The 24,245-nt window shown below is 63.8% G+C and carries 26 protein-coding genes; 11 read left to right on the top strand and 15 right to left on the bottom strand.

The genetic code is table 11. The features are described 5' to 3' along the window. The 11 genes from MKK69_RS08235 to MKK69_RS08185 all read right to left on the bottom strand — a co-directional run. Window positions 1–599, bottom strand: a 599-nt coding sequence (locus tag MKK69_RS08235) for a ferredoxin--NADP reductase (RefSeq protein WP_243967299.1), incomplete at its 3' end; no start/stop codon positions are given. Between the two features lie 17 nt (window positions 600–616). Beyond that, a complete protein-coding gene (fdxA, locus tag MKK69_RS08230) occupies window positions 617–955 on the bottom strand; it encodes a ferredoxin FdxA (RefSeq protein ID WP_243953614.1) in 339 nt (112 codons plus the stop codon). Between the two features lie 23 nt (window positions 956–978). Further along, window positions 979–1,839, bottom strand: coding sequence for an ABC transporter ATP-binding protein (locus MKK69_RS08225; protein WP_243967298.1), 861 nt, complete (start codon window positions 1,837–1,839; stop codon window positions 979–981). A 90-nt stretch (window positions 1,840–1,929) separates the two neighbouring features. Further along, a complete protein-coding gene (locus tag MKK69_RS08220; protein ID WP_243967296.1) occupies window positions 1,930–2,820 on the bottom strand; it encodes an ABC transporter permease in 891 nt (296 codons plus the stop codon). A 6-nt stretch (window positions 2,821–2,826) separates the two neighbouring features. Continuing rightward, window positions 2,827–4,251, bottom strand: a complete 1,425-nt coding sequence (locus MKK69_RS08215) for an ABC transporter substrate-binding protein (RefSeq protein ID WP_243967295.1) — start codon at window positions 4,249–4,251, stop codon at window positions 2,827–2,829. Between the two features lie 164 nt (window positions 4,252–4,415). Beyond that, window positions 4,416–5,192 carry a Crp/Fnr family transcriptional regulator gene (locus MKK69_RS08210; RefSeq protein WP_243967294.1) on the bottom strand — a complete coding sequence of 259 codons (777 nt, stop codon included), beginning with the start codon at window positions 5,190–5,192 and terminating at the stop codon, window positions 4,416–4,418. Between the two features lie 165 nt (window positions 5,193–5,357). Beyond that, entirely contained in the window at window positions 5,358–6,323 is a 966-nt protein-coding gene (locus tag MKK69_RS08205) for a HEAT repeat domain-containing protein (protein ID WP_243967293.1), read from the bottom strand. 8 nt (window positions 6,324–6,331) lie between these two features. Beyond that, window positions 6,332–6,565, bottom strand: coding sequence for a ferredoxin family protein (locus tag MKK69_RS08200; protein ID WP_149312599.1), 234 nt, complete (start codon window positions 6,563–6,565; stop codon window positions 6,332–6,334). A gap of 26 nt (window positions 6,566–6,591) precedes the next feature. Next, a complete protein-coding gene (locus tag MKK69_RS08195) occupies window positions 6,592–8,343 on the bottom strand; it encodes a fumarate reductase/succinate dehydrogenase flavoprotein subunit (protein ID WP_243967292.1) in 1,752 nt (583 codons plus the stop codon). Between the two features lie 64 nt (window positions 8,344–8,407). Then, window positions 8,408–8,779 carry a DUF971 domain-containing protein gene (locus tag MKK69_RS08190; RefSeq protein WP_243967291.1) on the bottom strand — a complete coding sequence of 124 codons (372 nt, stop codon included), beginning with the start codon at window positions 8,777–8,779 and terminating at the stop codon, window positions 8,408–8,410. A 411-nt stretch (window positions 8,780–9,190) separates the two neighbouring features. Continuing rightward, window positions 9,191–10,108, bottom strand: coding sequence for a phage exclusion protein Lit family protein (locus MKK69_RS08185; RefSeq protein WP_243967290.1), 918 nt, complete (start codon window positions 10,106–10,108; stop codon window positions 9,191–9,193). Between the two features lie 327 nt (window positions 10,109–10,435). Between MKK69_RS08185 and MKK69_RS08180 the strand changes: the two genes are divergently transcribed. The 8 genes from MKK69_RS08180 (at window position 10,436) to MKK69_RS08145 (ending at window position 16,252) form a co-directional block, all read left to right on the top strand. Next, window positions 10,436–10,807 (top strand): hypothetical protein, encoded by a 372-nt coding sequence (locus MKK69_RS08180; RefSeq protein ID WP_243967288.1) that lies wholly within the window; start codon window positions 10,436–10,438, stop codon window positions 10,805–10,807. 9 nt (window positions 10,808–10,816) lie between these two features. Beyond that, window positions 10,817–11,173: a helix-turn-helix transcriptional regulator gene (locus MKK69_RS08175; RefSeq protein WP_243967287.1), complete on the top strand. Its 357-nt coding sequence runs from the start codon at window positions 10,817–10,819 to the stop codon at window positions 11,171–11,173. Beyond that, window positions 11,166–12,182, top strand: coding sequence for a protease inhibitor I42 family protein (locus MKK69_RS08170; RefSeq protein ID WP_243967286.1), 1,017 nt, complete (start codon window positions 11,166–11,168; stop codon window positions 12,180–12,182). Before MKK69_RS08175 ends, MKK69_RS08170 begins: the two co-directional genes overlap by 8 nt. Further along, the gene (locus MKK69_RS08165; RefSeq protein WP_243967285.1) at window positions 12,179–12,820 is read left to right on the top strand and encodes a C1 family peptidase; all 642 of its coding nucleotides are present in this window, start codon (window positions 12,179–12,181) and stop codon (window positions 12,818–12,820) included. The genes MKK69_RS08170 and MKK69_RS08165 overlap by 4 nt, the downstream gene beginning before the upstream one ends. 10 nt (window positions 12,821–12,830) lie before the next feature. Further along, window positions 12,831–13,640, top strand: coding sequence for a hypothetical protein (locus tag MKK69_RS08160; protein ID WP_243967284.1), 810 nt, complete (start codon window positions 12,831–12,833; stop codon window positions 13,638–13,640). Further along, window positions 13,637–14,254, top strand: a complete 618-nt coding sequence (locus tag MKK69_RS08155) for a hypothetical protein (protein WP_243967283.1) — start codon at window positions 13,637–13,639, stop codon at window positions 14,252–14,254. Before MKK69_RS08160 ends, MKK69_RS08155 begins: the two co-directional genes overlap by 4 nt. Beyond that, window positions 14,254–15,045 (top strand): dCTP deaminase domain-containing protein, encoded by a 792-nt coding sequence (locus MKK69_RS08150; protein WP_243967282.1) that lies wholly within the window; start codon window positions 14,254–14,256, stop codon window positions 15,043–15,045. Before MKK69_RS08155 ends, MKK69_RS08150 begins: the two co-directional genes overlap by 1 nt. Window positions 15,046–15,205: 160 nt before the next feature. Further along, window positions 15,206–16,252 (top strand): nucleotide kinase domain-containing protein, encoded by a 1,047-nt coding sequence (locus tag MKK69_RS08145; protein ID WP_243967281.1) that lies wholly within the window; start codon window positions 15,206–15,208, stop codon window positions 16,250–16,252. Between the two features lie 58 nt (window positions 16,253–16,310). On the opposite strand, the gene MKK69_RS08140 is transcribed toward MKK69_RS08145, so the two are convergent. Then, entirely contained in the window at window positions 16,311–16,907 is a 597-nt protein-coding gene (locus MKK69_RS08140) for a hypothetical protein (protein ID WP_243967280.1), read from the bottom strand. Continuing rightward, entirely contained in the window at window positions 16,904–18,157 is a 1,254-nt protein-coding gene (locus tag MKK69_RS08135) for a PGN_0703 family putative restriction endonuclease (protein WP_243967279.1), read from the bottom strand. Before MKK69_RS08135 ends, MKK69_RS08140 begins: the two co-directional genes overlap by 4 nt. Window positions 18,158–18,509: 352 nt before the next feature. Between MKK69_RS08135 and MKK69_RS08130 the strand changes: the two genes are divergently transcribed. From MKK69_RS08130 to MKK69_RS08120, 3 genes are all read left to right on the top strand, one after another. After that, window positions 18,510–19,229, top strand: coding sequence for a DUF3102 domain-containing protein (locus MKK69_RS08130; protein ID WP_243967278.1), 720 nt, complete (start codon window positions 18,510–18,512; stop codon window positions 19,227–19,229). A gap of 27 nt (window positions 19,230–19,256) precedes the next feature. After that, the gene (locus tag MKK69_RS08125; RefSeq protein WP_243967277.1) at window positions 19,257–20,240 is read left to right on the top strand and encodes a hypothetical protein; all 984 of its coding nucleotides are present in this window, start codon (window positions 19,257–19,259) and stop codon (window positions 20,238–20,240) included. Window positions 20,241–20,815: 575 nt separating this feature from the next. After that, entirely contained in the window at window positions 20,816–21,679 is an 864-nt protein-coding gene (locus MKK69_RS08120; RefSeq protein ID WP_243967276.1) for a hypothetical protein, read from the top strand. 550 nt (window positions 21,680–22,229) lie between these two features. On the opposite strand, the gene MKK69_RS08115 is transcribed toward MKK69_RS08120, so the two are convergent. Both MKK69_RS08115 and MKK69_RS08110 read right to left on the bottom strand, forming a co-directional pair. After that, entirely contained in the window at window positions 22,230–22,781 is a 552-nt protein-coding gene (locus MKK69_RS08115) for a hypothetical protein (RefSeq protein WP_243967275.1), read from the bottom strand. A 725-nt stretch (window positions 22,782–23,506) separates the two neighbouring features. Continuing rightward, on the bottom strand, window positions 23,507–24,245 hold a 739-nt coding region (locus MKK69_RS08110; RefSeq protein WP_243967274.1), incomplete at its 5' end, for a site-specific integrase.

Below are 24,245 nucleotides of genomic sequence, written 5' to 3'. Positions count from 1 at the left end.
AGCTTGCCCGAGACCATCAGGTCGGTGATCCGGCCGCGGTTGCGGAACGGCTCGCGGGTCACGGTCGGGTAGTAGATCAGCTGCTGCGCGATCATCTCGCCCAGGAACTCGTGGCGGGGCAGCGTCTCCGTGATGGTCTCGCCGTAGGCGAGTTCCTGCACCTGCCGGCAGCCATGGACCAGAACGACCTTCTCGAACCGGTCGTAGGTCTCCGGATCCTTGATGATCGACAGGAACGGCGCCAGCCCCGTGCCGGTGCCGAGCAGGTAGAGGTGCCGGCCGGGCAGCAGGTTGTCGAGCACTAGCGTGCCGGTCGGCTTCTTGCCGACGATGATCGGGTCGCCGACCTTGAGGTGCTGAAGCTTGGAGGTCAGCGGCCCGTCCTGGACCTTGATCGAGAAGAACTCCAGCTCCTCCTCGTAATTGGCCGAGACCACCGAGTAGGCACGCAGCAGTGGCCGCCCCTCCACCTCCAGGCCGATCATGGTGAACTCACCGTTGCGGAAGCGGAACGCCGGATCGCGGGTGGTGCGGAACGAGAACAGGTTGTCGGTCCAGTGGTGCACCGACAGGACGCGCTCCTCGTGAAACTTGCTCATGACTCTTTCGTCCTTACTCAGGCGACCGCCGGATCCGCATTCCCGAATGCTTCGAGCAGCTTGCCGTCGCGGCCGTCCCACGCCGCCGCGTCGCCGGCCGGCTCGGTCTTCTCGGAGATGTTGGGCCAGAGGTCGGCGTACTTGGCGTTGAAGGCCTTCCAGCCTGCCGTTCCCGGCTCCGTATCGGCCTTGATGGCGTCGGCCGGGCACTCCGGCTCGCACACGCCACAGTCGATGCATTCGTCCGGCTTGATCACCAGCATGGTGTCACCGACGTAGAAGCAGTCGACCGGACAGACCTCGACGCAGTCGGTGTACTTGCAGCGGATGCAGTTCTCGGTGACGACGTAGGTCATGGCTTCACCCGTTGGCGCGGAGCTCAGAGTAGCGCGGCGAGATCCTGGCCCTCGACATCGATGGCCAGGCCCTTCATCGCCTCGGCGCTGACCTCCCCGCCCATCGCGCGGATGCTCTCCTCGCGGATCAGCGACATGAGCCCCCGGCGCAGGCCCAGGAACTCGGAGGACAGGGTCAGTGCTGGCTGCCGCGGTCGGGGCAGCGGCACCACGATCTCGGCCTTGATGCTCCCGGGACGGGCGGTCATCACGTAGACGCGGTCGGAGAGGAAGATCGCCTCGTCGATGTCGTGGGTCACGAACAGCACCGAGATCTTCAGGCGCTGCCACATGTTGGTGAGGATTTGCTGCATGATCAGCCGGGTCTGCGCGTCGAGGGCGCCGAACGGCTCGTCGAGCAGGAGGATGCGCGGACCGGTGGCCAGCGCACGCACGATGCCGACGCGCTGCTTCATCCCGCCTGACAGCCGGTCGGGATAGTGGTTCTCGAACGGCGTGAGACCGGCAAGGCCGAGGAGCGTGCGCGCCTGTCGCTCGCGTTCGCCGCGCCTGAGTCCCTTCATCTTCAGGCCGAACTCAACGTTCTCCCGGACCGTCTTCCACGGGAAGAGTGAGTACTGCTGGAAGATCATGCCCCGGTCCGCGCTCGGCCCCGAGATCGCCTCACCGTCGACGGTCACCCGTCCCGACGATGGCTTGAGAAAACCGGCCAGGGCGTTGAGCAGCGTCGACTTCCCGCAACCGGATGGGCCGATGATCGATACGAACTCGCCCGGCTGCACCGTGAGTGACGTGTTCGAGACGGCCTCGACGGCGCCTTCCATCGTCTCGTACCGCAGGCAGAAGTCGCGGACCTCGATCAGGCCCCGGCTCGGCTCGGGCATGGCAGGCTCCTCGATTGATGGGGGCGGGCATCCGCCGCGTGAGGCGACGCACCACGGAGGGAGGCGCGGTCGTCGGGCTCGTCGGGTATCCTATCGGGCGGAAGCCCAGGGCATGACGAGGCGGCCCACGAGCCGGATCGCGAAGCTCGAGCCGAGCCCGAGCAACCCGATCGTAATCATGCCGAGCGCGATGTCCGGGTACTGGACCAGGGAGTAGGCCTCCCAGGTGAAGTAGCCGATGCCGAACTGGCCGGAGATCATCTCGGCGGCGATCAGCGAGACCCAGGCCACGCCCATGCCGACCGTCAGCCCGGTGAAGATCTGCGGCAATGAGGCTGGCAGGTAGACCTCGCGGAACACCGCTACTTCCCTGGCTCCGAGACACCGTGCAGCACGCACCAGCACCGGGTCGACCTGCACCATGCCCTGAAGGGTGTTGATCAGGATCGGGAAGAACGAGCCGAGGAAGGTGATGAAGATGATTGATCCCTCGTTCGTCGGCCAGAGCATGATCGCCATCGGAACCCAGGCGATGGCCGGGATCGGCCGCAGCACCTCGCAGATCGGGAAGGCAATCTCGCGCAGGAGGTGATAGCGGCCCATGAGGAGGCCGAGCGGGACGGCGACGCCGCCGGCCAGGAGAAAGCCGAACAGGATCCGGCGGCAGGAGATGAGTACGTGGTCGGCGAAGACCGGGTTGTGCACAGCGATCACCGCCCGGCCCACGACGTCCATCGGCGTGGGTATGTTCAGGAACCGCACGTAGAGGGTGACGCGGTTGGCAGTCAGATACTGCCAGAGGGCGACGAACAGGATGAGCGACGCGAGCCCGATCAGCGCGGCGCGGAACTCACCATGGTGCAGGCGAAGCCAGCGGCGGGTGCGGCCGGTCGTGGGTTGGGCAGACGCGGACGGCGGCGCGAGGGTCGCCGTTCGCGGCGGCTCGGGCTCGGCGGTGGACCGGAGGGCGACAGCTTCCATGAGGGTCTAGCCTCCCGTCACAGCGGCCTTGAGGGCCTCGTCGTAGGGCAGCACCTTACCGCCGCCCTGAGCCGCGGTTTCGGCATCCTGCTTCAGCAGGAAGGGCGCGATGCCGCCCTTGCCATCGAGGACGTAGAAGGCCTCGCGGGCGAACAGCTTGATGCCGCGGGCGGTGTCGAAGACGTAGGCAACGTCGACGGGCTGTCCCTTGGTCTTCATCTCGTTCAGCGCGCCGAGCGTGCAGGCGGCGCTGGAATAGGGCTGTATCGCGCCGCCTTTCACCCAGATCTCGCCGGCCTTACGCGGCTCGGTGATCGGCTTCTTGCAGAACGTATCCTCGCCGCTCACCTCGTAGTTGGCGGTGCTCGCGCGCTGCTGCTCGTAGTCGAGACCGCGCTCGGCGAATACCTTGCGCAGATACGCGTCGTCGACCCACGGGCCGACGTCGAACTCCTTGATCCGGTCGAGCTTCTGCAGGACCTTCACGTCCTCGCGCGCGGCGTCGATCAGCTGCGGCTTGATCGTGGGATCGATGGTCATGATCCCACCGGGCCCGAGGAAGATGTAGACCACCTCCTTGTCGGTGCCGGTCCACGTCGCGATCTGCTCGGCAGCGCGCTTCGGGTCCGCCTTAACCCAGGCGTCGGCGTCGAGCACCGCCTTGACGTAGGCCTCGACGATTTCAGGGTATTGCTTGGCGAAATCGGTGCGCACGACGACGCCGTGCCAGGTCGGCAGCTTGGTCTCGACACCGTCGAACACCTTACGGGCGAAGCCGCGGAACGGCAGCAGCTCGGCGAAGGGGACGAAATCGGCGTGCGCGTCGATCTTCTTCTCCTGAAGGTTGGTCGAACCGACCTCCGGGCTCTGGCTCACGAGGCGGAAGTAGGTGGCCGGGTAGCCCTTGTCCTGCAGCGCCTTCAGGACCATGCCGTGGGCGGCAGAACCGAAGGGCACGCTGACGACCTTTCCCTTCAGGTCCTCGAAGGAGAAGTATTCGGAGTCCTTGTTGACGACGATGCCATTGCCGGAACCGTAGAGGTTGTACGCCGCGACCGCGATCAGCTGCGACTTGCTCTCGGGATTGTTCTGGAAGGTGGCGCCGTTGACGACCAGCGGGTAATCGCCCATCGCGCCGAACTGAAGCTTGCCGGCCATCATGCCGTTCGTGACCGGCGGTCCGGAGGTGAAGTTCTGCCAGTCGAGCTGGATGGTCTTGTCGGCGTACTTCCCGGTCCTGGGCAGGTACTTCTCGAGCAGCTTGAGCTGTCGGATAACCACCCCCACGGTCGCGGTGTTGGTTGTCGTGTCCTGCGTGCCGATGCCGACAGTCAGGGTCTCGGCGCGGGCCGGCGTACCGATCCCGGTGCCGGTGAGTGCGAGTAGCGCGAGAGCGGATACCGATCCGAGCCCGGGGAACCCTCTTGCCATCGCCCGCTCCGTCATGTCGGTCCGATGCCGCAACGACATCAAGGGCATGATCGGACTTGGCGACGAGTTCGATCAAACACTGAGAGCGCGCGCGGGTCGATTAGTTGCGCAAAAAGGTTGTGTCGGCCCGGATGTGCTGTCGATTTGAGCGAGAAGCTTCAGATTTAAGCGCATTCCTCGCCGCCACGCATCTGCGCTAGGATCTCAGGGCGCAGCACGACGATCTGCGTGCGCCGTGTCGCGACGACCCCTTGCTCCGAAAGGCGCTTCAGGCTGATCGTTACCCATTGCCGGGTGGCGCCGACCATGTGTGCGAGGTCGGCGTGGGTAAAGGTCGCCGCGATCGCGGTTCCGTCCTCCTCCGGTACGCCGTAGAGATCGCACAGGTGCAGGATGAGATGGGCGAGACGCTCCGTGATCGAGCGGGTCCCGAGCATCTGGGCCAGGGTCGAGTAGCAGCGGCCCTTGAAGGTCAGGCCGTCGATGACCCCAACCGCCAGCGTCGGGATCTGCGTCACGAGCTGCTTGAGGGCCTTGCCCGGCAGGTGTAGCACGCTGGAATTGCTCGCCGCCATGCCAGACCACTTGTGAAGGCCGGTGCCAAATACGTCGGGACCGCCGACGAAGTTGCCGGGGTACCAATAGGCCAGCGTGATCTCGCGACCGGAAGGCGCTGCGTAGAAGACCCGGATGCGGCCGCTCTCGACGATCCAGATCCCGTCGTTCGGCGTCTCCTGCGTGAACAGGGTCGCGCCGCGGTAGAGCACACGGCGTCGCCCCTTCTCCATGACGAGGGCAAGCTCGCGTTCGGTCAATCCGTCGAGCAGCGGGCGCTGGCCGGCGCCGGTCCTGGGTGCCGCCTCGGACAGCAGAAGGGCGTTTGCCTGGGTGTGCAGCCCCGCCGGGGCCTGAGACGGGCGTATCGGCGCCGTGGTCTGCATTGCCATCTCCTGCGTCTTCAGGGATGTCGCCGCAAACCCTGTACCAGCTCTAAACTGTCCCTGATCGCATGCGGCGTCCCGCTGTCGACGAGCCGTCCGTGAACGCGCTGCGGCGCCCCACCCGAAGGAGAGGGGCGCCGCATCAAACGTCGTCAGTTGGATTGGTCAGGGGCGTCCCTGGCAGCGCCCGATGGCCCATTGGATGAGCTTGCGGACGTCGGGATCTGGATCGTTGGAGGACGCCTCAAGGGCAGCGAGACCGCGTGGGTCGGCGATCTCGCCGAGGGCCGCGGCGGACTCCTTTCGCAGGTTACTCACCTCCGAGGTCAGTGCGCGCCCCAGGACTTCGACCGCAGCCGAGGCTTTGATCCGGCCCAGAGCGTTGGCGGCCTTGATACGGACCTGCCAGACGGGATCGTCCATCGCCGTGATCAGGGGGGGCGTCGCCTCGGGCAGCCGGATCTTGGCGCACGAGACCGCTGCCTCCTCGCGCACCTGCCAGTTGTCGTCAGACAAGCCAGCGATCAACGTGGAGACGCCCGGGCCGCCAGGGTGCAGGAAGACCAGCGCCGCCATCGTCGCGCGCCGGACGGTCGGGTCGGGATCGCCGGCGGTGGCGATCAGCGCGGGCAGCGCTTCCTCGGCCTTGAGATAGCCGATGACGCCGAGGCCCTCGCGGCGAACCTCGGGCGCCGAACTCTGGAGCGCCTTCAATGCGGCCGACAGGGCATCCGGTAGGACGAGCTCGCGCAGCGCCCGCAGGGCGGACGCCTGCACGAAGGGGTTGGCGTGCTCGGCGCGCTCGATCAGCAGCGGACCGCAGGTCGGCTCCTTCTTCTCGGCGAGGGTGTCGGCGGCGGTACGCCGCACGGCCTCGTCGGCGTCCTCCAGGGAGCGCACCAAGCCCTCGACTACGTCCGCGCCGTCGTGCTCGTCCAGGGCCCTGGCGGCGGCCGCACGAACGGTGGCGTCCGGGTCGCCGAGACCCTTCAGAAGCAGGACCTTCGCCTCGGGGCCGACAGCCTCGGCGAGCTCCATCATCGCGACGCGCCGGACGACCGCATCGGCGCTGGCGCAGCGCTCGGCCACGTCATCGAGGTCGTCGTCGAAGGAATCAAATACGGGGCTCATGGTCGGCCTCAGCGCAGCAGGTACGGGATGTTGACCTTGACTGCGTTCGTCGGGCAGTCGACCTCGCACGGCATGCAGTACCAGCACTCGTCGTACTTCATGTAGGCCTTCTGCCGCGTCTCATCGATCGCGAGGATGTCGAGCGGGCAGACGTCGACGCAGACGCGGCAGCCCTTCTCGGCGATGCACTTCTCGTCGTCGATGACGACCGCGGCGCTGCTGGCCTGATTGATGATCGGCATGGATCGATCTCCGGTTCGTGGGAGGGCTACTCGGCGGCGGCCGGCGTCTTGATGCGGAGCTGGTGGTAGGCGCTCATCTCCTCGGCGGCGACCGGCACGATGAACGGGTCGACCGCGCGCTTGGCGTTGGCCATCCGGCCCTGACCGTCCTTGAACAGGACGGTGTGGCAGTTCCAGTTCGCGTCGTCGGTCTCGGGGTGATCGACGCGCAGGTGGTAGAAGCCCCAGCGGCTCTCGGTGCGATAGAGCGAGGCCGCGGCCGCCATGTCGGCGCAGTCGAGGATTGTCTGCATCTCCAGAGCCCGGTGCAACTCGTGCGGGTCGCGGGCGCAGAGCAGGTCGAGGTCCTCGCGGATCTCGGCGAAGCGGCGCTGTCCAAGTTCCATCTTGGCCGTCACCTTCGGCGGCTCGAGGTAGTCGTTGACGAGGCGGCGCGTCTTGAACTCCATCTCATGAGGCGTGAGGCCGTCGTCGCGCCGGGTCGGCGCCAGGACCCGCTCGCGCTCGACGGCGATATCGGCCTCGTCGTGGTCCGCCAGCGCATTGGCCGAGCAGTAGGCGGCGGCGTCGGCGCCGGCGATGCCGCCGTTCACGAAGGCGCCGAGCATGTAGTTGTGCGGCACGCTCGCCATGTCGCCGACGGCGTAGAGGCCCGGAACCGTGGTGCGGGCAAACTCGTCGACGAAGACGCCCGAGGCCGAGTGACCGGAGCAGAAGCCGATCTCCGAAATGTGCATCTCGACCGGTCGGCGGCGATAGTTGGTGCCGCGCCGTTCGTGGAAGCGCCCGCGTGAGGGCCGCTCGTTCGAGTGCAGGATGGTCTCGATCTCCGAGATCGTCTCCTCGCGCAGATGGTCCATCTTCAGGAAGACCGGGCCGTTGCCGCCCTGCAGCTCGCGCCAGAACTCCAGCATCATCTGGCCCGACCAGTAGTCACACTCGATGAAGCGCTCGCCCCGGTTGTTGGCCGTGTATCCCCCGAATGGGCCGGTGACGTAGGCGCAGGACGGCCCGTTATAATCCTTGATCAGCGGGTTGATCTGGTAGCACTCGAGGTTCGCGAGCTGCGCGCCGGCATGGTAGGCCATCGCGTAACCGTCGCCGCAATTGGCCGCGTTCTCGTAGGTGCCGAAGAGGTAGCCCGAGGCGGGCAGGCCCAGGCGTCCGGCCGCGCCGCAGGCGAGGATCACCGCCTTGGCCTTCACCACCAGGAACTCGGAGGTGCGGGTGTTGACCCCGATGGCGCCGGCGATCCGCCCGTCCGGACCTTTCAGCAGGCGGGTCGCCATGTAGCGGTTGGTCACGCCGATCTGGAGGCGGCGGAGCTGCCGGTAGAGGACCTTCTTGACGTTGTGCCCCTCGGGCATCGGCAGCACGTAGGTCCCCATGTGGTGGACCTTGCGCATGTTGTACTCGCCCGATCCGTCCTTCTCGAACTTGACCCCGAGCTTGTCGAGGTACTGGATCATTGGGAACGACCCCTGCGCGTAGGCCATCACCGCCTTCTGGTTGACGATGCCGTCGTTGGCGACCGTGATCTCCTTCACGTACTGCTCGGGCGTGGCGTAGCCCGGGACGACGGCGTTGTTCAGCCCGTCCATGCCCATGCTGATCGCGCCCGAGCGCTTCACGTTCGCCTTCTCCATCAGGACGACGCGGAGCTTCGGGTCGGCCTCCTTGGCCTTGATGGCGGCCATCGGGCCGCCGGTGCCGCCGCCGATCACCAGGATGTCGGTCTCGATGATCTCGGTCTTCGTCGCGGATTCGAAGGCGCTCATGGCAAGGTCTCGCGTCAACGGAGTGGCGGCGCTCGTGCGATCGCCGAGGAATCGGATCGCGGATTCAGGCGGCCTGCGCCGCAGCGGACGGGCTGTCGACAGCCTCAGCCGCGAGGGCGCGTAGGTAAGCCCAGGGGAAGATCCCGCGGGCATGGCCGTCGGTGAACGCGATATGGACGGCGTAGCTGCCCATGGGTTCGACGCGAGTGACCGCGATGTCGGCGAAGGCGTTGGGGAAGCGGTCCACAGCCCGATCGCGGGTGCACCACGCGCACCGGCAACGAAGGCGCAGATGCTCGGCGGGCAGCGTCGCGGTAAGTCCGTCGTGCCAAATCAGTCTGAGCGCGGTCCCGCCGCTCGAGAGGGTCGCGGCGTCGGGGATCGCGTCGGGATCGAACGGAGATGGGCTCGGAAGCTCGATCGCGCGGTTTGCCATACGCTTTTCCTCTGATGCCTTCGTAAAAGAGCCCAGGAGCAGTCGATCGGACAGCAATTAGTTGCCCGGAATTACAGTCTGGCGGCAGCAGCAGAAGCGCTTCGCTCGTGCACGGTGCGTTCAGCGTGCTGTTGGGTGAGCTGCTCGGGGTGCCAGGGTCGGATGAAGCGCCGCCGGCTTGGCTGCGGGCTGGACGGCGAAGGATACGAGAATGGCGCCCGGGAGGGTCGCGATGCGCCAGAAGCAGGCTCGAGGCGCGTGCCTGAAAGCAGACGCGAGTGGCTCGGCTTGTTTATGCGGCTCACAAGGCATCGGTGACCCAGGAACACCAGCTGTACGGTAACCGCCAGAGCTGCTCCCCGGCTGCCTCCACAACAGGTGCAAAGCTCTGTCGCGAAAAATGCCCTCTCCTTAGCGGGCCGGGAACAGTGTCTCGAGGCGCTGGGCCATTGAGTCGAAAGCCTCGCGCGGAGTCTGGCGCTTGCCGGGGGGCGTGGCGGCGGGGTCGAACAGCGCCTTGAGCAAATAGGAGGCGTTCTCAAGCGCCGGGCTGCGCTCGCCTAGGTTTAGCTTCGCCGCTGCCGCTCGGAAGCGCTGAATGGCTGGCGGGTGCGTCGGATCTTGCCCGCCCGCCGCTTCGAAGAGGAACAGCCAAGCCAAGGCGGTAATCACCATCAGAGCGCGGAACTCGCGATCCAGACCCGAGCCGGCGTCATCCAACACCCAACTGGTGGCAAAATCGTCAGCCTGTTCTTCCTGGCGGACCATCTGATCGGCTGGCAGAATGGAATCATGGCCGTGATGCACGTGGCCAATTTCGTGCAGCAGAACCCAACTAAGGGCGCCGAAGAAAAGGTTGTTGATCTTCGCCTCGTGCGATGACGCCGGTGCCTGTGCATTGGGCATGGCAAGTCCGACCGGCCAACTCTGGTCCTTCCGAACCAGCCGTTTCGCATAATCGACGTACCCTTCAAGGTTTAGCTCATGCCATTGCCGGCCGAGGTCGACGCCCGTGGCTTCCTTGGCTATTGGGCTCCGAGAGGCCACCGAGCCCATCTGCATGACAGCGTATGCTACGTAGGTCACACACCATAAACTCGCGAGCCCCGCCCAGGTCACATAAATAGCTTTCTGATCGACCCTAGCCCAAAAGCTGGCCTCGGACCCAAGCCCCCTAACACTCCACGTGCCGGTCCCGAACACCCTTTCCGCGAGCATATTCGCCCGTTCTGGCGCAATATTGAACGGGGTCCGATTTACGAGCTTGAACAGCTCGGCGGTAGCGGCCTCGGTCGAGACGTCTTCAGGTTTCAGATCAGGCTTCAACATTGGCCCCTCTTTGATTTAAAAAATGGGGAGAGCATCGGCGGTAAACTAGCTACTTCCAGTGCTTTTTATGCCGTTCGCCAGAACTGGATGCCCGGACCAGCAACCATGGCCAGGTATGCCCCAGGTAGATGGTGCGGTCTTCTTCGTACGCTAGGAGCCGACATCCGGTGTCTGCCGGAAGACAGCCCTTCGTCGACGTGATGTGACTGGTAACTTTGTTCCCCCTCTAAATCGCTTGCCGCTTCCTAACCGACGCCAATGGCTCAGTGTTGACTTTTCGCGCGAAGCGCTCATATCATGTTCGAAATTCGAACACGGAGCCGCAGCATGAAAGCGGACGTTGAAGAACTCAGGAAGCAGTTCGCTTCCAAGCTCCCTGCGCTGAGTAAGAGCTTGAAAGACTGGTACGACGAGGAGACGGCCGCCATTGATGGCAGCATCGTCAGCGCCGCGCCTTCCGGGTCGGGCGGCTCCATTATCAGCGCCCGGCCTGCAATCGACTCCAAGCGCGTGGTCGATGCAACCCTCATAACCGAGGAAGTGCTGGATATCGAACTTCCGCCCGAGATCATCAAAGCCGGTGGCTACGAGACCTACGAAGCGATGCTCGATCATATCGTGCCTCTCTTGGAGAAGGTCTTTACAGGCGAGCTCACGGTTAAGAAGCGAAAGCGTGTGAAGGAACCCGAGACGGTATGAGGACACATCATGAGCCATGAAGCGGATCAATGGCGCACGATAGGCGAACGTCTCCGCCAAGCTCGTGAATATCTAGAGCTGAAGCAAGAGGAGGCGGCGGAAGCCATTGGGCTTTCACGTTCGGCGCTCTCGCTCGTCGAAAATGGTCGACGCAAGGTCGATGCGGTGGAGTTGTCGAGGTTTGCACAGGTGTACGGTCAGTCCATCGAAGCGCTGACCGGCGCTGCGAAGATGCCGCCGCTACCCGAAAGCGTGCACGCGCTGGCGCGCGCGGCAACCGAGCTGTCGGCCGACGATCGTGCCGAGCTGCTTCGGTTCGCTGAGTTCCTGCAGACGCGGCCACCGCGGAGCGCCGATCGTGGCTAGAACGCCAGTCGAAGAAGCCCGGCTGCATGCGGTCGCGGCTGCGAAGCGTGTCCACCGGGCGCTGGATCTCCAGCAGCGCGTGGTTGAGGCGGGCGGTCAGGTTGATGTGTTCGACGCCATAGCGGAACTCGACATTGCCCTGATCTTCAAGCCGCTAAAATCCGCGCTTGGACTCTGCCTACCCCAGCCGTTGCGGGGCATTATGGTTACGACAGAACGCAGCCTGCACATTCAGCGGATTACCGCCGCCCATGAGCTCGGCCATGTGATCCTGGAGCATCGCGGCAGCATCGATCGCGAAATCCTGGAGCGGGGTCCCTTCGGGCCGTCCAGAGGGCGGGACATCCAGGAGATTGAGGCAGAAGCCTTCGCAGCTGAGTTCCTCCTGCCCCGTTGGCTGTATCGCCATCATGTTCAGCACCAAGGATGGTCGCTTGCCCACTTGCGCAATCCGGACATCATCTACCAGCTTTCGCTGCGCATGGGTGCCAGCTACGAAGCGACCTGCTGGGGACTGTTGGGCCACCAAATCCTTCCCCGCGGTGACATCGACGCGCTGCGGAAGGCGAAGATTGCTAAGCTAAAGCTTGGCCTCGGCGAGGAATTCCGTCCCGCAGACGCCTGGGCGGATGTTTGGAAGGTAACCGAGCGTGACGACGGTGCCACGATCACCGGCAATCCCGACGATCTGATCCGCGTCGAACTCGACGAGGCTGTGGGCAGCGGGTTTCGCTGGAACGCTGAGGCGCTCAGCGAGGCGGGCTACGAAGTGCTCGCTGACGCCTCCAGCTTCCCGCGCGATCCTCTGCTCTATGGCGCCCCGGCGCGCCGCGTCCTGATCGCCCGTCCGCCTGGCCCAAGCGCAACAAAGCTCGTTCTGCGTGAGACCCAGCCCTGGCGAGAGCCCGATGACAACGACCCCGTCTTCTCCGTGGATTTGGTTCTGCACGGGAAGGAAAAAGGCGGCCCGGCACGCGCTGCCTGGAGACGCCGCGGGGTTGCGCGGTGATCACTGTGCTTTGTGACCTCCGAAATGATCTCCTGCCCGTTCGTCATCAGGGGCGGCGACAGTCCTGTCTCGCGTTCGCGACATCGACCGCTCATGAGCATCTCGGGCGCCATGCGGAAGCGCTTTCCGTCGAGTACCTCTACTTCCACGCAGTCGCTCGGACGGCAGGCGCAAACCCGGACGCCGGTTCCACTATGGACGCCGCGGCGGCCGCCTTGAACGAGGAAGGCCAGCCGTTCGAGGCGGCATGGACCTACCAGCCCGCGCAGCTTTATTCGCCAATTTGGGTGCCGCCGCCGAATGTCGGAGTTCTGCACCGCGCCAAGATGTCGATTGAGGCACCAGAGATCGACGAAATCTGCCAAGCTCTTGACGCCGGCAGCACCACTATACTCGGCCTCGTTATAACCGACGCATTCTGGGCACCGGACGCCGCCGGGATCGTTCCGGTGCGCGACCCGGACATCGAACGGGGCGGGCACGCCGTGCTCGCCGTCGGTTATGGATGCGACAGGGCCGGCGCTCGCCTGGTCCTCATCCGCAATAGCTGGGGCGATCGCTGGGGCCTGAACGGTCACGCCTGGCTCACGGAGCCGTATTTGATTCGGCAAGTCCACCAAACTGCAATTCTGACATAGGATCGCCGTCATGGATCTCATTCAAGGACTGTCAGCCCCTGAGGTCTGGTTGGGGGGCGCTCGACACCTCGCTTCACGGGCAACCCGTGAAGACTTCGACGTCTTCCTGCACATTACGACGCCGACCGTGCTTTCGGCTGAAGACCTTGCAGTCATGGGCCGCGTTGATCGTTTTCTCACATCGCACGGCGGGTTGCCCGTCAACACAGTAGCCGAGACCATCTTTCCTCTTGAAGATTATCTCCGCGGCGGCACCAAGGAAGTCTTTGAGATCTATCCTGCCCGAATGGCCGAGATTCACCACGCTCGCAGCGACCGCCGGTGGGGTTGCTACGCTCTCCGGATCCTGCGCCAGCGAGATCACAAGGGTAAGGTGTTTAATCCGCTTGAAGATGTTCTTAAAAAGATGAAGAGCTACAGCAACTATAAGGCCTGTTACGAACTGAGCCGCGGTCGGCCCTTCGAGGACGAGATCCCGATTTACGACGGCGCGCTCGACCGCAGGCCAACCTACGGCAATCTGCCTTGCCTCAGCCACGTCAGTATCAAAATAGATGATCGCAAGGTTCGGCTGAACGCCACCTATCGCTCGCACTATTACATGCAGCGCTTGCTCGGGAATTTGGTCGGCCTGGGCCGGCTGCAATTCTTTCTTGCCCATGAAGCGGGCCTGGAGGTCGGCCCACTGACGATCAATTCGACCTTCGCCCGCCTTGATACCGGGGCTAACAACGGCAAGGATTGCCATTGGGGGGTCAACGATATCCACGCACTGCTGGCGGCCTGCCAAGCTGAATACGCGGAAAGGGCCGCGGCATGAGCGCGCCTTCCACTTCTCTGGCCTCGCCGCCGCCCTTAACCCGGCTGTATGACCTTCAATTGGAGCAGCTCACCCACGACGAGTCGTTCCACAAGGACGTAGTGATCCTGCCCCTGGCTGACCGGATCAAGCACATGGCGCTGCATAATGCCAAGTACGTCGGCTACTTTGTTGATGCGGTGGATGCTGGCGACGACTGCCGGTTCCAGGCTGTCCTGACCGACGCCTTCATCATCACTCTCGCCACCGCCAACACGCTAAATCAGAATATCGGCCACGCCCTCGAAGCAGCGGGCGCTCAAGTTACCGACCTGAGAAGCCTGAGCGCGGCATTGAAGAATGGGCCCGGTCGAGCCGTCGACGGCCCATTCGATTTCGTGAAAGCTTATGCGCGCGCCGCCGGCCTGCTGGCGAAGGCCTGTGAGTCCTGGGACCATATGGAAGACGTGCCCTATGTCGCGATCATGCGCACAACGAATATCGACCTCTTCAAGCTAATTGTAGCCGAAGCGGCGCTGCGATCGCTCGATCTGGAAGCTCTCTTCCGCACCCGCTTGCGCTTCATTGAGCGCCGCTCGATCTTTCATCCCACCCTCAGCGCCGGCCGCAGTTGATGTTCTGGGGCAACATCGAGCTTCGGCGTCGTCTTCCCGATATTGTCAGCGACTACGAGGAGGGACGGCTCGATCGCGGCACTTACAAACTCCGTGTCGGCCCTGAGGTGTACGTCTCGCCGACCGGGGTCGGCAGCGACCAAAAGAACAAAACCAAGCTGAAGCTCGATCTCGGTCGCGACTTCGTCATCCCCGCAGGGCAGTTCGCGTTCCTGCTGACCGAGGAGACGGTGACTATCCCCGAGGACGCCCTCGCGTTTATCTCGGTTCGGGCGAAGTATAAGTTTCGGGGCCTGGTGAACGTCTCGGGTTTCCATGTTGATCCGGGGTTCGCTGGCCGCCTCATCTTCTCCGTTTTCAACGCTGGTCCCGGAGAGGTTCACCTTGAGCGTTGCGAAGAGTGCTTCCACATTTGGTTCGCAGACCTGCGCGATCATGAGCTGATCGGCCCGAAGGTGGGCTACCAAAACATACCGTCGGAAATCATCAACCCAATCGCCGGCGAGATTCAGTCGTTCGCGGGCCTCGATGCCAAGATCACGGATACGGACAAAAGGCTAGCTGACAAGATCACCGCGGTTGAGCGGGAGCAGGCCGTCATCAAATGGGCGACAGCGCTCCTCGTTGGCGCAGCGATCACACTTGGGGTGCGCGAATGCAGTCTCAGCCGGACGGCGGCGCCGGCCGCACCGCCGACGGCCACCAACGCGCCTACCCCCCCTGTCCAAACGCCACCAGTGATTGCGCCCCCTTCGAGCCCTGCGACAGCACCAGCTGCCCCCTCCCGGTAGCGTGTTGTCGGCGATCCCCAATCATGAGGCGATCTCCACGGCACCGTTCAATCTGGAGCCCGGATCGCGTAGACTGCTCGCGAATCCCCACCGGCGATCGGCTGCCGACCTGCGCGGCGCCGCCGCGCGCACTCGTCCGGTAGCTACACGACGAGGCGCTATGACACCGACACCCGTTTTGGAGACCTATTGGCGGTTCGCTGCCGAACGGCAGGCAATCTATTTTCGCCGCTGCGCCAACGAGCCTGGCCCTTGGACGTCCGATCCGATTCTGCAAACGTACCGGTTCACGAATGTCTATCGAGCCACCGATCGCGTCAGCCAGCATCTCATCCGAGATGTCCAGTACGGGCCGGGCCGCTCTCAAGAACCACGCGAACTGTTCTTCCGCACGCTGCTGTTCAAGATTTTCAATCGCATCGATACATGGCAGGCGATCGAGGGGGCGATTGGGCCTGTTACCGCGGAGCGAGCCGACCTGGAGAAAATGAGCGCCGTGCTCGATGGCCTAATGGCTAAGGGACAACGGATTTACTCAGCCGCCTACATTATGCCGTCGCCGAAGCTAGGCTACGCTCGCAAGCACGCCAACCACCTTGCCCTGATCGCCCGCATGATGGACGACCGCTTGCCGGAGCGTATCGCCCAGGCGCCGACGCTCGCGACCGTCTACGAGATGCTACTGCGCTACCCTGGCATTGGCCCTTTTCTCGCCTTCCAATATGCAATCGACCTCAATTACTCGGCGCTGTTGAACTTCGATGAGAACAGCTTCGTCGTTGCAGGTCCAGGCGCACTTGATGGGATCGCCAAGTGCTTCTCGGACTTCAGCCCACTGACGCCCGAGGAGGTGATACACGTCGTTACCGATGATCAAGCGTCTGCCTTTGGTCGCTTAGGCATTGAGTTTCAGACGCTCTTCGGTCGACCGCTTCAACCCATCGATTGCCAAAACCTTTTCTGTGAAATTTCGAAGTACGCGCGCGTCGCTCACCCGGAGGTGATTGGTACGTCCGATCGGAAGCGGATCAAGCAGACCTACCGACGTTCGACAAACCCTTCCTTCGCGCCTTTTCTGCCCCCGCGGTGGCGCCTCAAGGTTACGCTGCCAGACACCGCGCAACGCCGCGACAGCTTGCCTTTGAACTACACGTCTACCGCTATCCACGGACGTGCAGGAGCCCCTCTTTTCGACGCGATCGCTTGATAGCGTTTACCTCTCGCGCCACCGCCCGAGAGCGGACCCTCCGAGCGTCAGCTATGGGTCAGAAATTCGCGTTCTTGGCCTTAGCTAGTTTGATAATATCGGTGAGCAAGGTGCGCAGGTAGGCTCCGGGCGAAGTGGTGGCGTCGGGAGGACCCGGCTCATAGAAGGCGACGAGGACGACGAGCTTGTGTGCGTGATCGTCGAAGTCGGTTGTCGGTGCGAGGAGCAGAGCCGCCGTTACGTCGCCGATCTCGATGGCGAGGGTGCGCTCGTAAGCTTGAGCCGCGGGCAGCCCGGCAGTCTCTGCTGCCTGCACGAAGCGCTGCTGCCGACGGCGTAGGACGTCCGCCAGGCGGCGCGCTACCGGTCCATCTCCGAGGAGCCGCCGGATGGTGACAGCATCGGCTGCGTAGCTGGGAGCTGAGCCGGGAAGAACCGGCAGCGTCACGCGGGGGTGGCCGGTTTGAGCCGTGAGTTCGGCCTCGATGCGGTCGACCTTGGCCAGCGCGATGACCTGCGCGTCGAGCAGGGCTGTCAGCGTGGCAAAGGTTCGTCGCACCGGCGAGGCACCATGAATCAGTGCCTCGGTCCCGGAGAGGAACGTCGCTGCGAGCTCGGTCAGCACTTGCCGCGACGGCGTCGACAGCGGGCTCATTCCCCTGTCCAAGTCCCGCTCCGTAGGGAGCCTGCACGCCCTGTTACAGGTTTGGCGTTGCGGGACCGCCGCGTGCGCTGAGTGCTCGCGGCAGGGACTGTCACGGTTGGCAAAAGCGACACGGTGTCGGTTTCCGACAATCGTGACAGACCTTCGCGGTCGAGCACTTGGTCTAGGACTGGACCCCAGTCGAGATAGCGCCGATGCAGGTAGGCCGCCGGATCATGGGCCCCCGCTGCCGCGATCGCCGTGACGAAACTGTCAAGTGCCAACGGCGTGAAACCTGCCGTCGAGCCTGAACCGACCGGATCGCGCAGTTCGGTGCGATATCGATCTCCGATGGCGGTCACGAAAGCATTGGAGCGTGGGGCGAGCAGGACTAGGTGGCTTCGGGTCGCGTTGCCGGCGCGGACGACGCCCTGGGCCAGCAACAGGAGCCTCCAGAGCTGCTCGAACCCGCGGGTGCGCAGGATCGGGGCATCCGGGTCTTGGTGGAGCGCAAATGCGCGCGATACGGCATCAAGGTGCGGGCGGTGACCGATGACGGATCTTGCCCCACCACCCTCGGTGTACTTCACCTCGATGAGGATGAGGATTGATTCGGCCTCAGGCGTCGTCGCGTGGATCACGGCGTCGGCTGCCGTAGCATCCCGCAGGAGATCTGGGTTGTGGCGCCCCCCCGGTGTGGCCTCAAAGGTGATTCGGTCCACGCGGCGCACCAGTGCCGGCAGCAGGTGAGCGAACACGGCGCTGGCCAGATCGAGATTGTGGGCGAGCGGGGCCAGCAGGTTGCGGGTCAAAGTCTCCGAACTCAGCAGATTCGCAAGCGCACGCTTCACACCGATGATCGCCCCCGTCTCACGCCAGACGAGCTCTTGGTGGAAGTGTTGGTAGACCTGGGAACTGATGAAGTTCACCCCGCGTGCCGCATCGGCTGGCCGCAGCAGTGAGCCCAGTGGGACGGATTCGGCCTCGTGGCGGCCGCCGTGTTGGTGCAGGCCGGGTTCGAGCCCCAGACTGCGAGCCCAGAGCGCCTGCTGCGCGCGGGCTGCACGGCGATAGCGCGGGTCGCCGGAGACGGCGCAGTGCAGCTGGGCCAGGATCGTAGCGGGCACGAAGGGCGCGTGAGATAGCAGGTCAGTCGTTGCCAAGGCGGTGGCCGGGAGGTCGACGTCCTCGGCCGGTTCGGTTTGGCTTGCGGTGGCGCGGGAGGAGCTTGCTGGGGACTTGCGGGGTCGGGTGGGCGTCATGGAGCTATCCGGGCTGACAACCGCGGAAATGGCGGTCTCCCGGTGCGTTTCAGTCGAGCCGGCAGAAGTTCAGCGACCGCGCTGAAGTCGGTGGGGGAAGAATTTCGGGACGGAGCAGGCGCCGTTGAGGAGCTTTCCTGCGAAATGGACTGCGGTGAGGTGACGCACATCTGAGCTCAAGAAGGGAAGTTCTCACTGCAAATAGCCCACGGAATCGCTAATTTTTCTCTATATATCAGCGACTTAGCTCGCTATAAGGCAAACGCTCTCAGCCGTAGTCCAAAGTGTTATTTAGGTGGTCTCCGCGCACCATTAGGGGCCTGCGCTGGACGGGCTCCCGATGGAGCCTGCGATGACCCCCGAACACACCCCTGACCACACGTCCTTGTCGACCGCGATGGCGGTGAAGCCCGGAACGTTCGCCTATACCGGCCTTGATCCGAAGTCCGCCGAGGACCTACGCAAAGGCGCCGACCACATCCGGCGAATGACCAACCAGACCAGCAAATGCCTCTTAGCGATTGGCGACGAGCTAACCCGTGCGAAAAATCTTCTTCTGCACGGCCAGTTCGGCACTTGGCTGGCGACGGAGTTCGGTTGGTCGGAGCGGACCGCCCAACGGTACATGAAGGCTACTGAAGTCTTCGGGTCTAAAAACGACACGGTGTCGGTTTTGGAACCGACTGCCATCTACCAGCTCTCCGCAAAGTCGACCCCGGAGAACGTGCGCCATGCAATCGTGACCCGCTTGAAAGCCGGCGAGCGGCCCGTTCTTGCTGAGGTGAATGCTGAGGTGCGCCAAGCCCGACAGACCGCGGTGAAGGAGAAGGCGGCGAAGGCTGAAGGGGCCAGTGCCTGGCGGGCGGGACTACCTCTGCCGTTACCAGCAGTGACGCGGGCACGGCGGGCGGCCGGGTTTATCCTCGAACGCCTTGGTGAGGAGCGTGGAGCCCTTTCCGAGCTGCTGCAGGGCATCGACAGCAAGGAGTTACTCGCCGCCTTGCTAAAGGGGGAGATCCCGGCAGTACCGCGACAGGAAAGCCCGCAGCCGCTGCGCAGCGTCGACCTGTAACGGCCGCGGTGCAGGTAGGAGGCGCACATGCAGGATGATCGTCAGGATCGAGGCCTCAGCCGGGCCGATTTTGAAGATGCTGAGGCGTATGCCTTGTATCTGCACCAGAGCGGTCTTGAGCCCGACGGGGCCGGGGAGGCCGTCATCGGGCCAGCCTGGAGCTATGTGGCCGGGACTGGTCCGGCGGCGAGCCTCCACCGGGCGATCCATGGGCACACCGAGCGACAGCATGCCCAGGCGTGGGCGGGCTGGGGCGAGACGAAGGGCGTGCGCGCGGCTCAGTTCCTGGCGGTGTACCAGGCGGTGGCCTTTGCCAACTACCGCGGCTGGGTACTGAACACCTTCGTTTCCGTGACTTGGTCAACGGTGGGCGTGACGAGCGACGTTGCGGCCGCGGCGGCGACGAAGCGCTTCTTGGACCTGTGCCGACGACACCTGCGCGGCCTCGGCCTAACGCCGGCCTTCGTCTGGGTGGTGGAACGGGGGGACACCTTCGGCCTGCACCTCCACTTGCTGCTGCACGTGCCGGAGATGTACGGTCACGCTTTCCGCAACTGGATTCCGAAAGGGTTTGCGACTGCCACGAGGATGAAGCCGGTGGCGATCCCCGGCCGAGACGGCGAGAGGGGAGTGAAGACGCTCGATCTGCGTCGACCGCGAGTGGGTGAGACGGAGCGGCAGCAGGTGGCGGAGCAATGGCGGGTGTTCCGCTACCTGCTAAAGGGACTGAGCCCGGACCTGCTCGTCTCGGCTCCAGACGACCGGCGCGCGAAGTTGCCCGCCGCTCAGGAGCTGGGCTTGAGCACGCGCGACCAAGGCATTGTTACGAGCAAGCGAGTCGGGGTGGCGCGCGAGCTCGGGACGGCGGCACAGACGCAGCATGCGGCAGCGACGGGGGCGAAGCCATGCTTCGTCACGGATCAAGGCTGGCGGGAGCCGGACGAGCTGTACGGTGACCAGTACCTGCAACAGGGCCGCAGCCGTACCTTGTTAAGCGCCCTGGAGATTTGATGGTCCGACGTGGCGTGAGGCTGTAGCTGGGGCGCGGGGGCTGAAGCGCTGCGTGCGCAAAAAGGAACGCTGCTGGCGATGAAAAGAGCTGAGCGGGGATCAACTTATTGCGCTCATGCGGCTCCGGACCACCCCGGACCTCTCTGTATGGACCTAGGTGTGATCTCCACCTTTTCGGCCTCGACCAACGAAACGTAGTTCTTGGCAAAATCCGAGTTGGTGTTGAGGAGCAGGATAAGATCAACTGTGTGAAGGGGGTGAGACGTCACCAGCTTGAAGATTGATGAATTGACCGGAAGTGGTGGGCATCGCAGATGCCGGAAGTGTAAGGGGGTATGCTGGGATAAAGTGCGGCGGCCAGCGGTTTGATAGCTCGATGAAGGCCTACACCCCCAGCGTTATGGCGCCGGGATACTTCTGCGCCTACTTTACAGCTTTTCGCGGTATATTGCGACGAGCGTGATGCTTGGCGACAGCGGTCCCTTTGACGTTGGCTAACGTAAGGGCTCAGTCGGGGATTCGATTGAATGTATGTTTTCAGGCTGCACGTTCGTCCTGGGGGTGGCACCGCGTCGATGGCGGACACCTTCGCCTATTGCCTGCAGGAGGGGCTTCTCGGCGTTGGCTGGCGGACGGGGTCTGACACTAACACGACCGACTGGGACACCTATTATGCTGAAGCGACTGTCGCACATGGTAAACTGAATACCTGTAAGTATATCAGAAGGTGGGTAACTCCAGGCTGCCTCGTCTGGACGCGCGACACGCAGGGAAACTACTACATCGCGCGTGTGATATCGGGCTGGGAAAATTTCACGACGCCGGAATCCCGGACGAAGAACATCGATATCGGCAACGTGTTCCGGGTTGCCTTCGAGCGGCTAAGCATCGACGAAGTGCCCGGCAAGGTGGTGGCCAGCTTCCGGCCGGCGCAAACGATGCAAGAGATCGCGGACCCGACAGCGATCGCCTACTCCAAGTTCATCTGGAATCAGCGTGCTGGGGCAGAGGTGTACGCCCTGGATGACGCGGTGATGAGGAACCCTGACATGTTCTCCCTCCTCGACGCGGAAGAGGTCGAGGACGTGGTCTTCCTCTACCTACAGAGTCAGGGTTGGTACGTCGTGCCGAACTCGCGCAAAGCCGACACGATGGCGTTCGAGTACATGGTCCTCCGCGCCCAGGATGGCACCTTTGCCCAGGTACAGGTCAAGACCGGTGGCGCGTCGCTGAACCGCGCGACGTACCGCGACCTACCGTTCCCGGTGATCCTGTTCCAGTCGAGCGAGCTGTACGAGGGTGAAGCCTCCGCCAACGTGACCTGCCTATCGCGAGAGGAAGTCGAGATCTTCCTCGAAGATTCGGCGCGGTGGCTGCCGGCCCGCTATAGAAACAAGCTGGCGATGTTGCGATCAGGGGATCCTGTGCCGCCCCCGTGAAGGGCGAAAGGCGTACGACATAGTTGCGGGCGACGGCCACTTGAGCTGCGTGATGAGCACCGCCCTAATCGACGACGAAGGGATGGTCGGTATTTGCGCTGATCGGCGCCTCTCACCGCCGTGGTGGAAGGGCGCATCACCGTTGGTACGAAGCCTTACGGTGCGAGGAAACGGAAGCGGTGGGGTCACGAATCGGAAGGAAACAGGGGCTAAGTCACTGACATCAAAAGGGTTTGGCCCTCTGGCCCTCTCTCTGTCTCCCTAGCCCCTTCTCGTCGCGGCCTCTAACCGAAACCTATGTCGAATGCAGGCTGTCCTGATGGGATGATCCCGAAGACGCCGAGAAAGAAAGTGGGTGTGCTGGCGGACAGCATTGGATGGAGGGGAGCAGGACGGAGAGTGGTGGCGCGTGGTGGTGGGCATCAGCGATGCCGGAAGTGTAGGGGGGTATGCTGGGATAAAGTGAGAAAGCCAGCGCTTCACCAGCCTCATAAAGCCCTAGGGTATAAGCGTTTTGGGGGCGGAAGCGTTTCAGCGCTGGCAGCCGAGGTCACAGGGGATTGAGAGCCTCGATGTACCGGACGAAGGCGGCGTGGATGCAGTCGCTCTCGCCTTGGTTAAGGGCCTGGATGATGTCGCTGAGGAGTGCGATCAGTCCAGAGGCTCGTTGCTGCTGCAGGACGAAGCCGGTCTGAAGCCAACGAGGGTCCAGGGTATCGCGGGCCTTTTCGGGAGCCGAGGAATGGGTGAAGCCGGAAAGCAGATGTTGTGCGGTCCGACAGGCGTGACGTACGAGGCTGTGCCGGGTCGCGCGCAGCATGATGGGATCGTCGAAGAAGCGAGGATGAAACCGGAAGGCGAGGTGATCGGCGGGTGAACCGTCGCGCTTCAGCAGATCGCGCCAGTGCGCGATCCACGCCTCGGGCTCAGCGAGGTCAGACGGTGTCCCCAGCTTAGTTATGAAAGAAACGAGGAGCCTGACGCAGGCAAGGCGCTCAGGATCTGCGTGCAGATCCTGCCAGAACTCTGCCAGTTCCTCAGCTGCGTGCTTCTGGAGCAACGCGGCGAATGGGTTGCTCGTCGGGGCTTGGGTGGTCTGCATGAAAGTGGATCCAATCAGCGAAGGTGGACGCCGTAGCCCTCGTGCTGAGAGCGCGGGTGGCTGCGGGCGCGCCGATATGGTTGTGGCGGAGCCGACGAAGTAGCTCTGCTCGAGCCGCCTCTGCGCCGGGGGTGGGAGCGTTGGGTCGGCGCCTGCCCACGGTCGGGAGAAATTGGAGTGTCTGCTGGGGGCGGCGGTGTAGGGAGGACGAGCGTGCCGGCCGGGAGGCTTTGTGGTCCCTCGAACCTTGGTGGACGCTTGAGGAGGCCGTCTTGCTGAAGAGCAAAGCTTCGCCGGTCGGCGGCGAAGCCAGCTGAGATCGTGCAGCTCGAACCTCGGAGCCACGCCGTCGTCAACCGTCGGACCGGAGATGCAACCTTGTCACAAGCAGGCCGGGGTTGGGCTGTCGGCCTTTACGCATCGCTTCCCGCCGTCCCGGCGGCCAACGCAACGGACCCCCGCCTTCCGGTCCGCGGAGGCGAGGCATCGTTTGTAAGGAGGGCTGGGGCGACCCGTGTACCTCCTCCTGAGCGGCCCTGGTGTCGGAACCGCCCTTGCCGCCGATGCCCTTCGGTCCTTGCGATCCGGCGATCCCCGTCCCGCCTTCTCGGCGGTGGAGGCTCGGAGCCCATCGTGGGCTGGCTATCGCCTGAAGCTTGCGATAATTTAAGTAACAGTCTCACATTCGTCTGGTGGCATCTTCAGAAATTTCAAATACTCGCTCGTCAGGCAAAGAAGCTGGATATGGTTGATTTCCTGCCGACGGCGACTCTTTTGGCCCGATGGGTAGAGCGTTGTGGCTGCGGGCCCCGCCTGATCCGATGTCTACCTGCATTCGGTTGCACTATGGCTTGAGGGATGACGGCGGGCAGCTTCAGGATCTCGCGATTGAGTGCGCGGATCTCCATGTCGCCGTAGGTGTCACTGACATCGGCGGCAGCGTGGCCGAGTATCGCGCGTCCCAGATCTGCAGCCACCTCCCAGCGTCGAAACAGTGTCTTCATGCGGTGGCGCCAGGCGTGGTTCGGCTGTAGGCGCGGGTTGTCGATGCCCAGGCGACGCACCCATCGACCGAGCAACTTGGTGCCGTTGCCGCCCCGGCTGCCGAAGCGGTCTGGTTTCAGGCCGGGGAAGAGCGGGCCTGACCGGATTCCCTCTGCGAACGTGCAGAAGCCCGCCTCAATCAGGGCCGGGTGCAGGGGAACGAAGCGCTCGGAGCTCCGGGTCTTCAGAGAGCCGGCCTCGGGAGTGAAGTACAGGCACCGGATGCCGTCACGTTCGACCACATCCTCCCGGCGCAGCTGGCAGATTTCGTGGACTCGTGCGCCGGTATAGGCGCACAGCCACGGCACCCAGCGGTAGATGGGATCGCGCTCAGCCGCTGCCGCTCCGAGAATCAGACTGGCCTCGGCGTCGCTGAACGGGATCTTCCCTTCCGACGCCTTGGCTTTGGTCGAGACGCCG

The organism is Methylobacterium sp. J-026, assembly GCF_022829585.1.
Classification (GTDB): domain Bacteria; phylum Pseudomonadota; class Alphaproteobacteria; order Rhizobiales; family Beijerinckiaceae; genus Methylobacterium.
The sequence above is the reverse complement of the archived record's forward strand: the minus strand, read 5'-3'. Positions and strand labels throughout refer to the sequence as shown.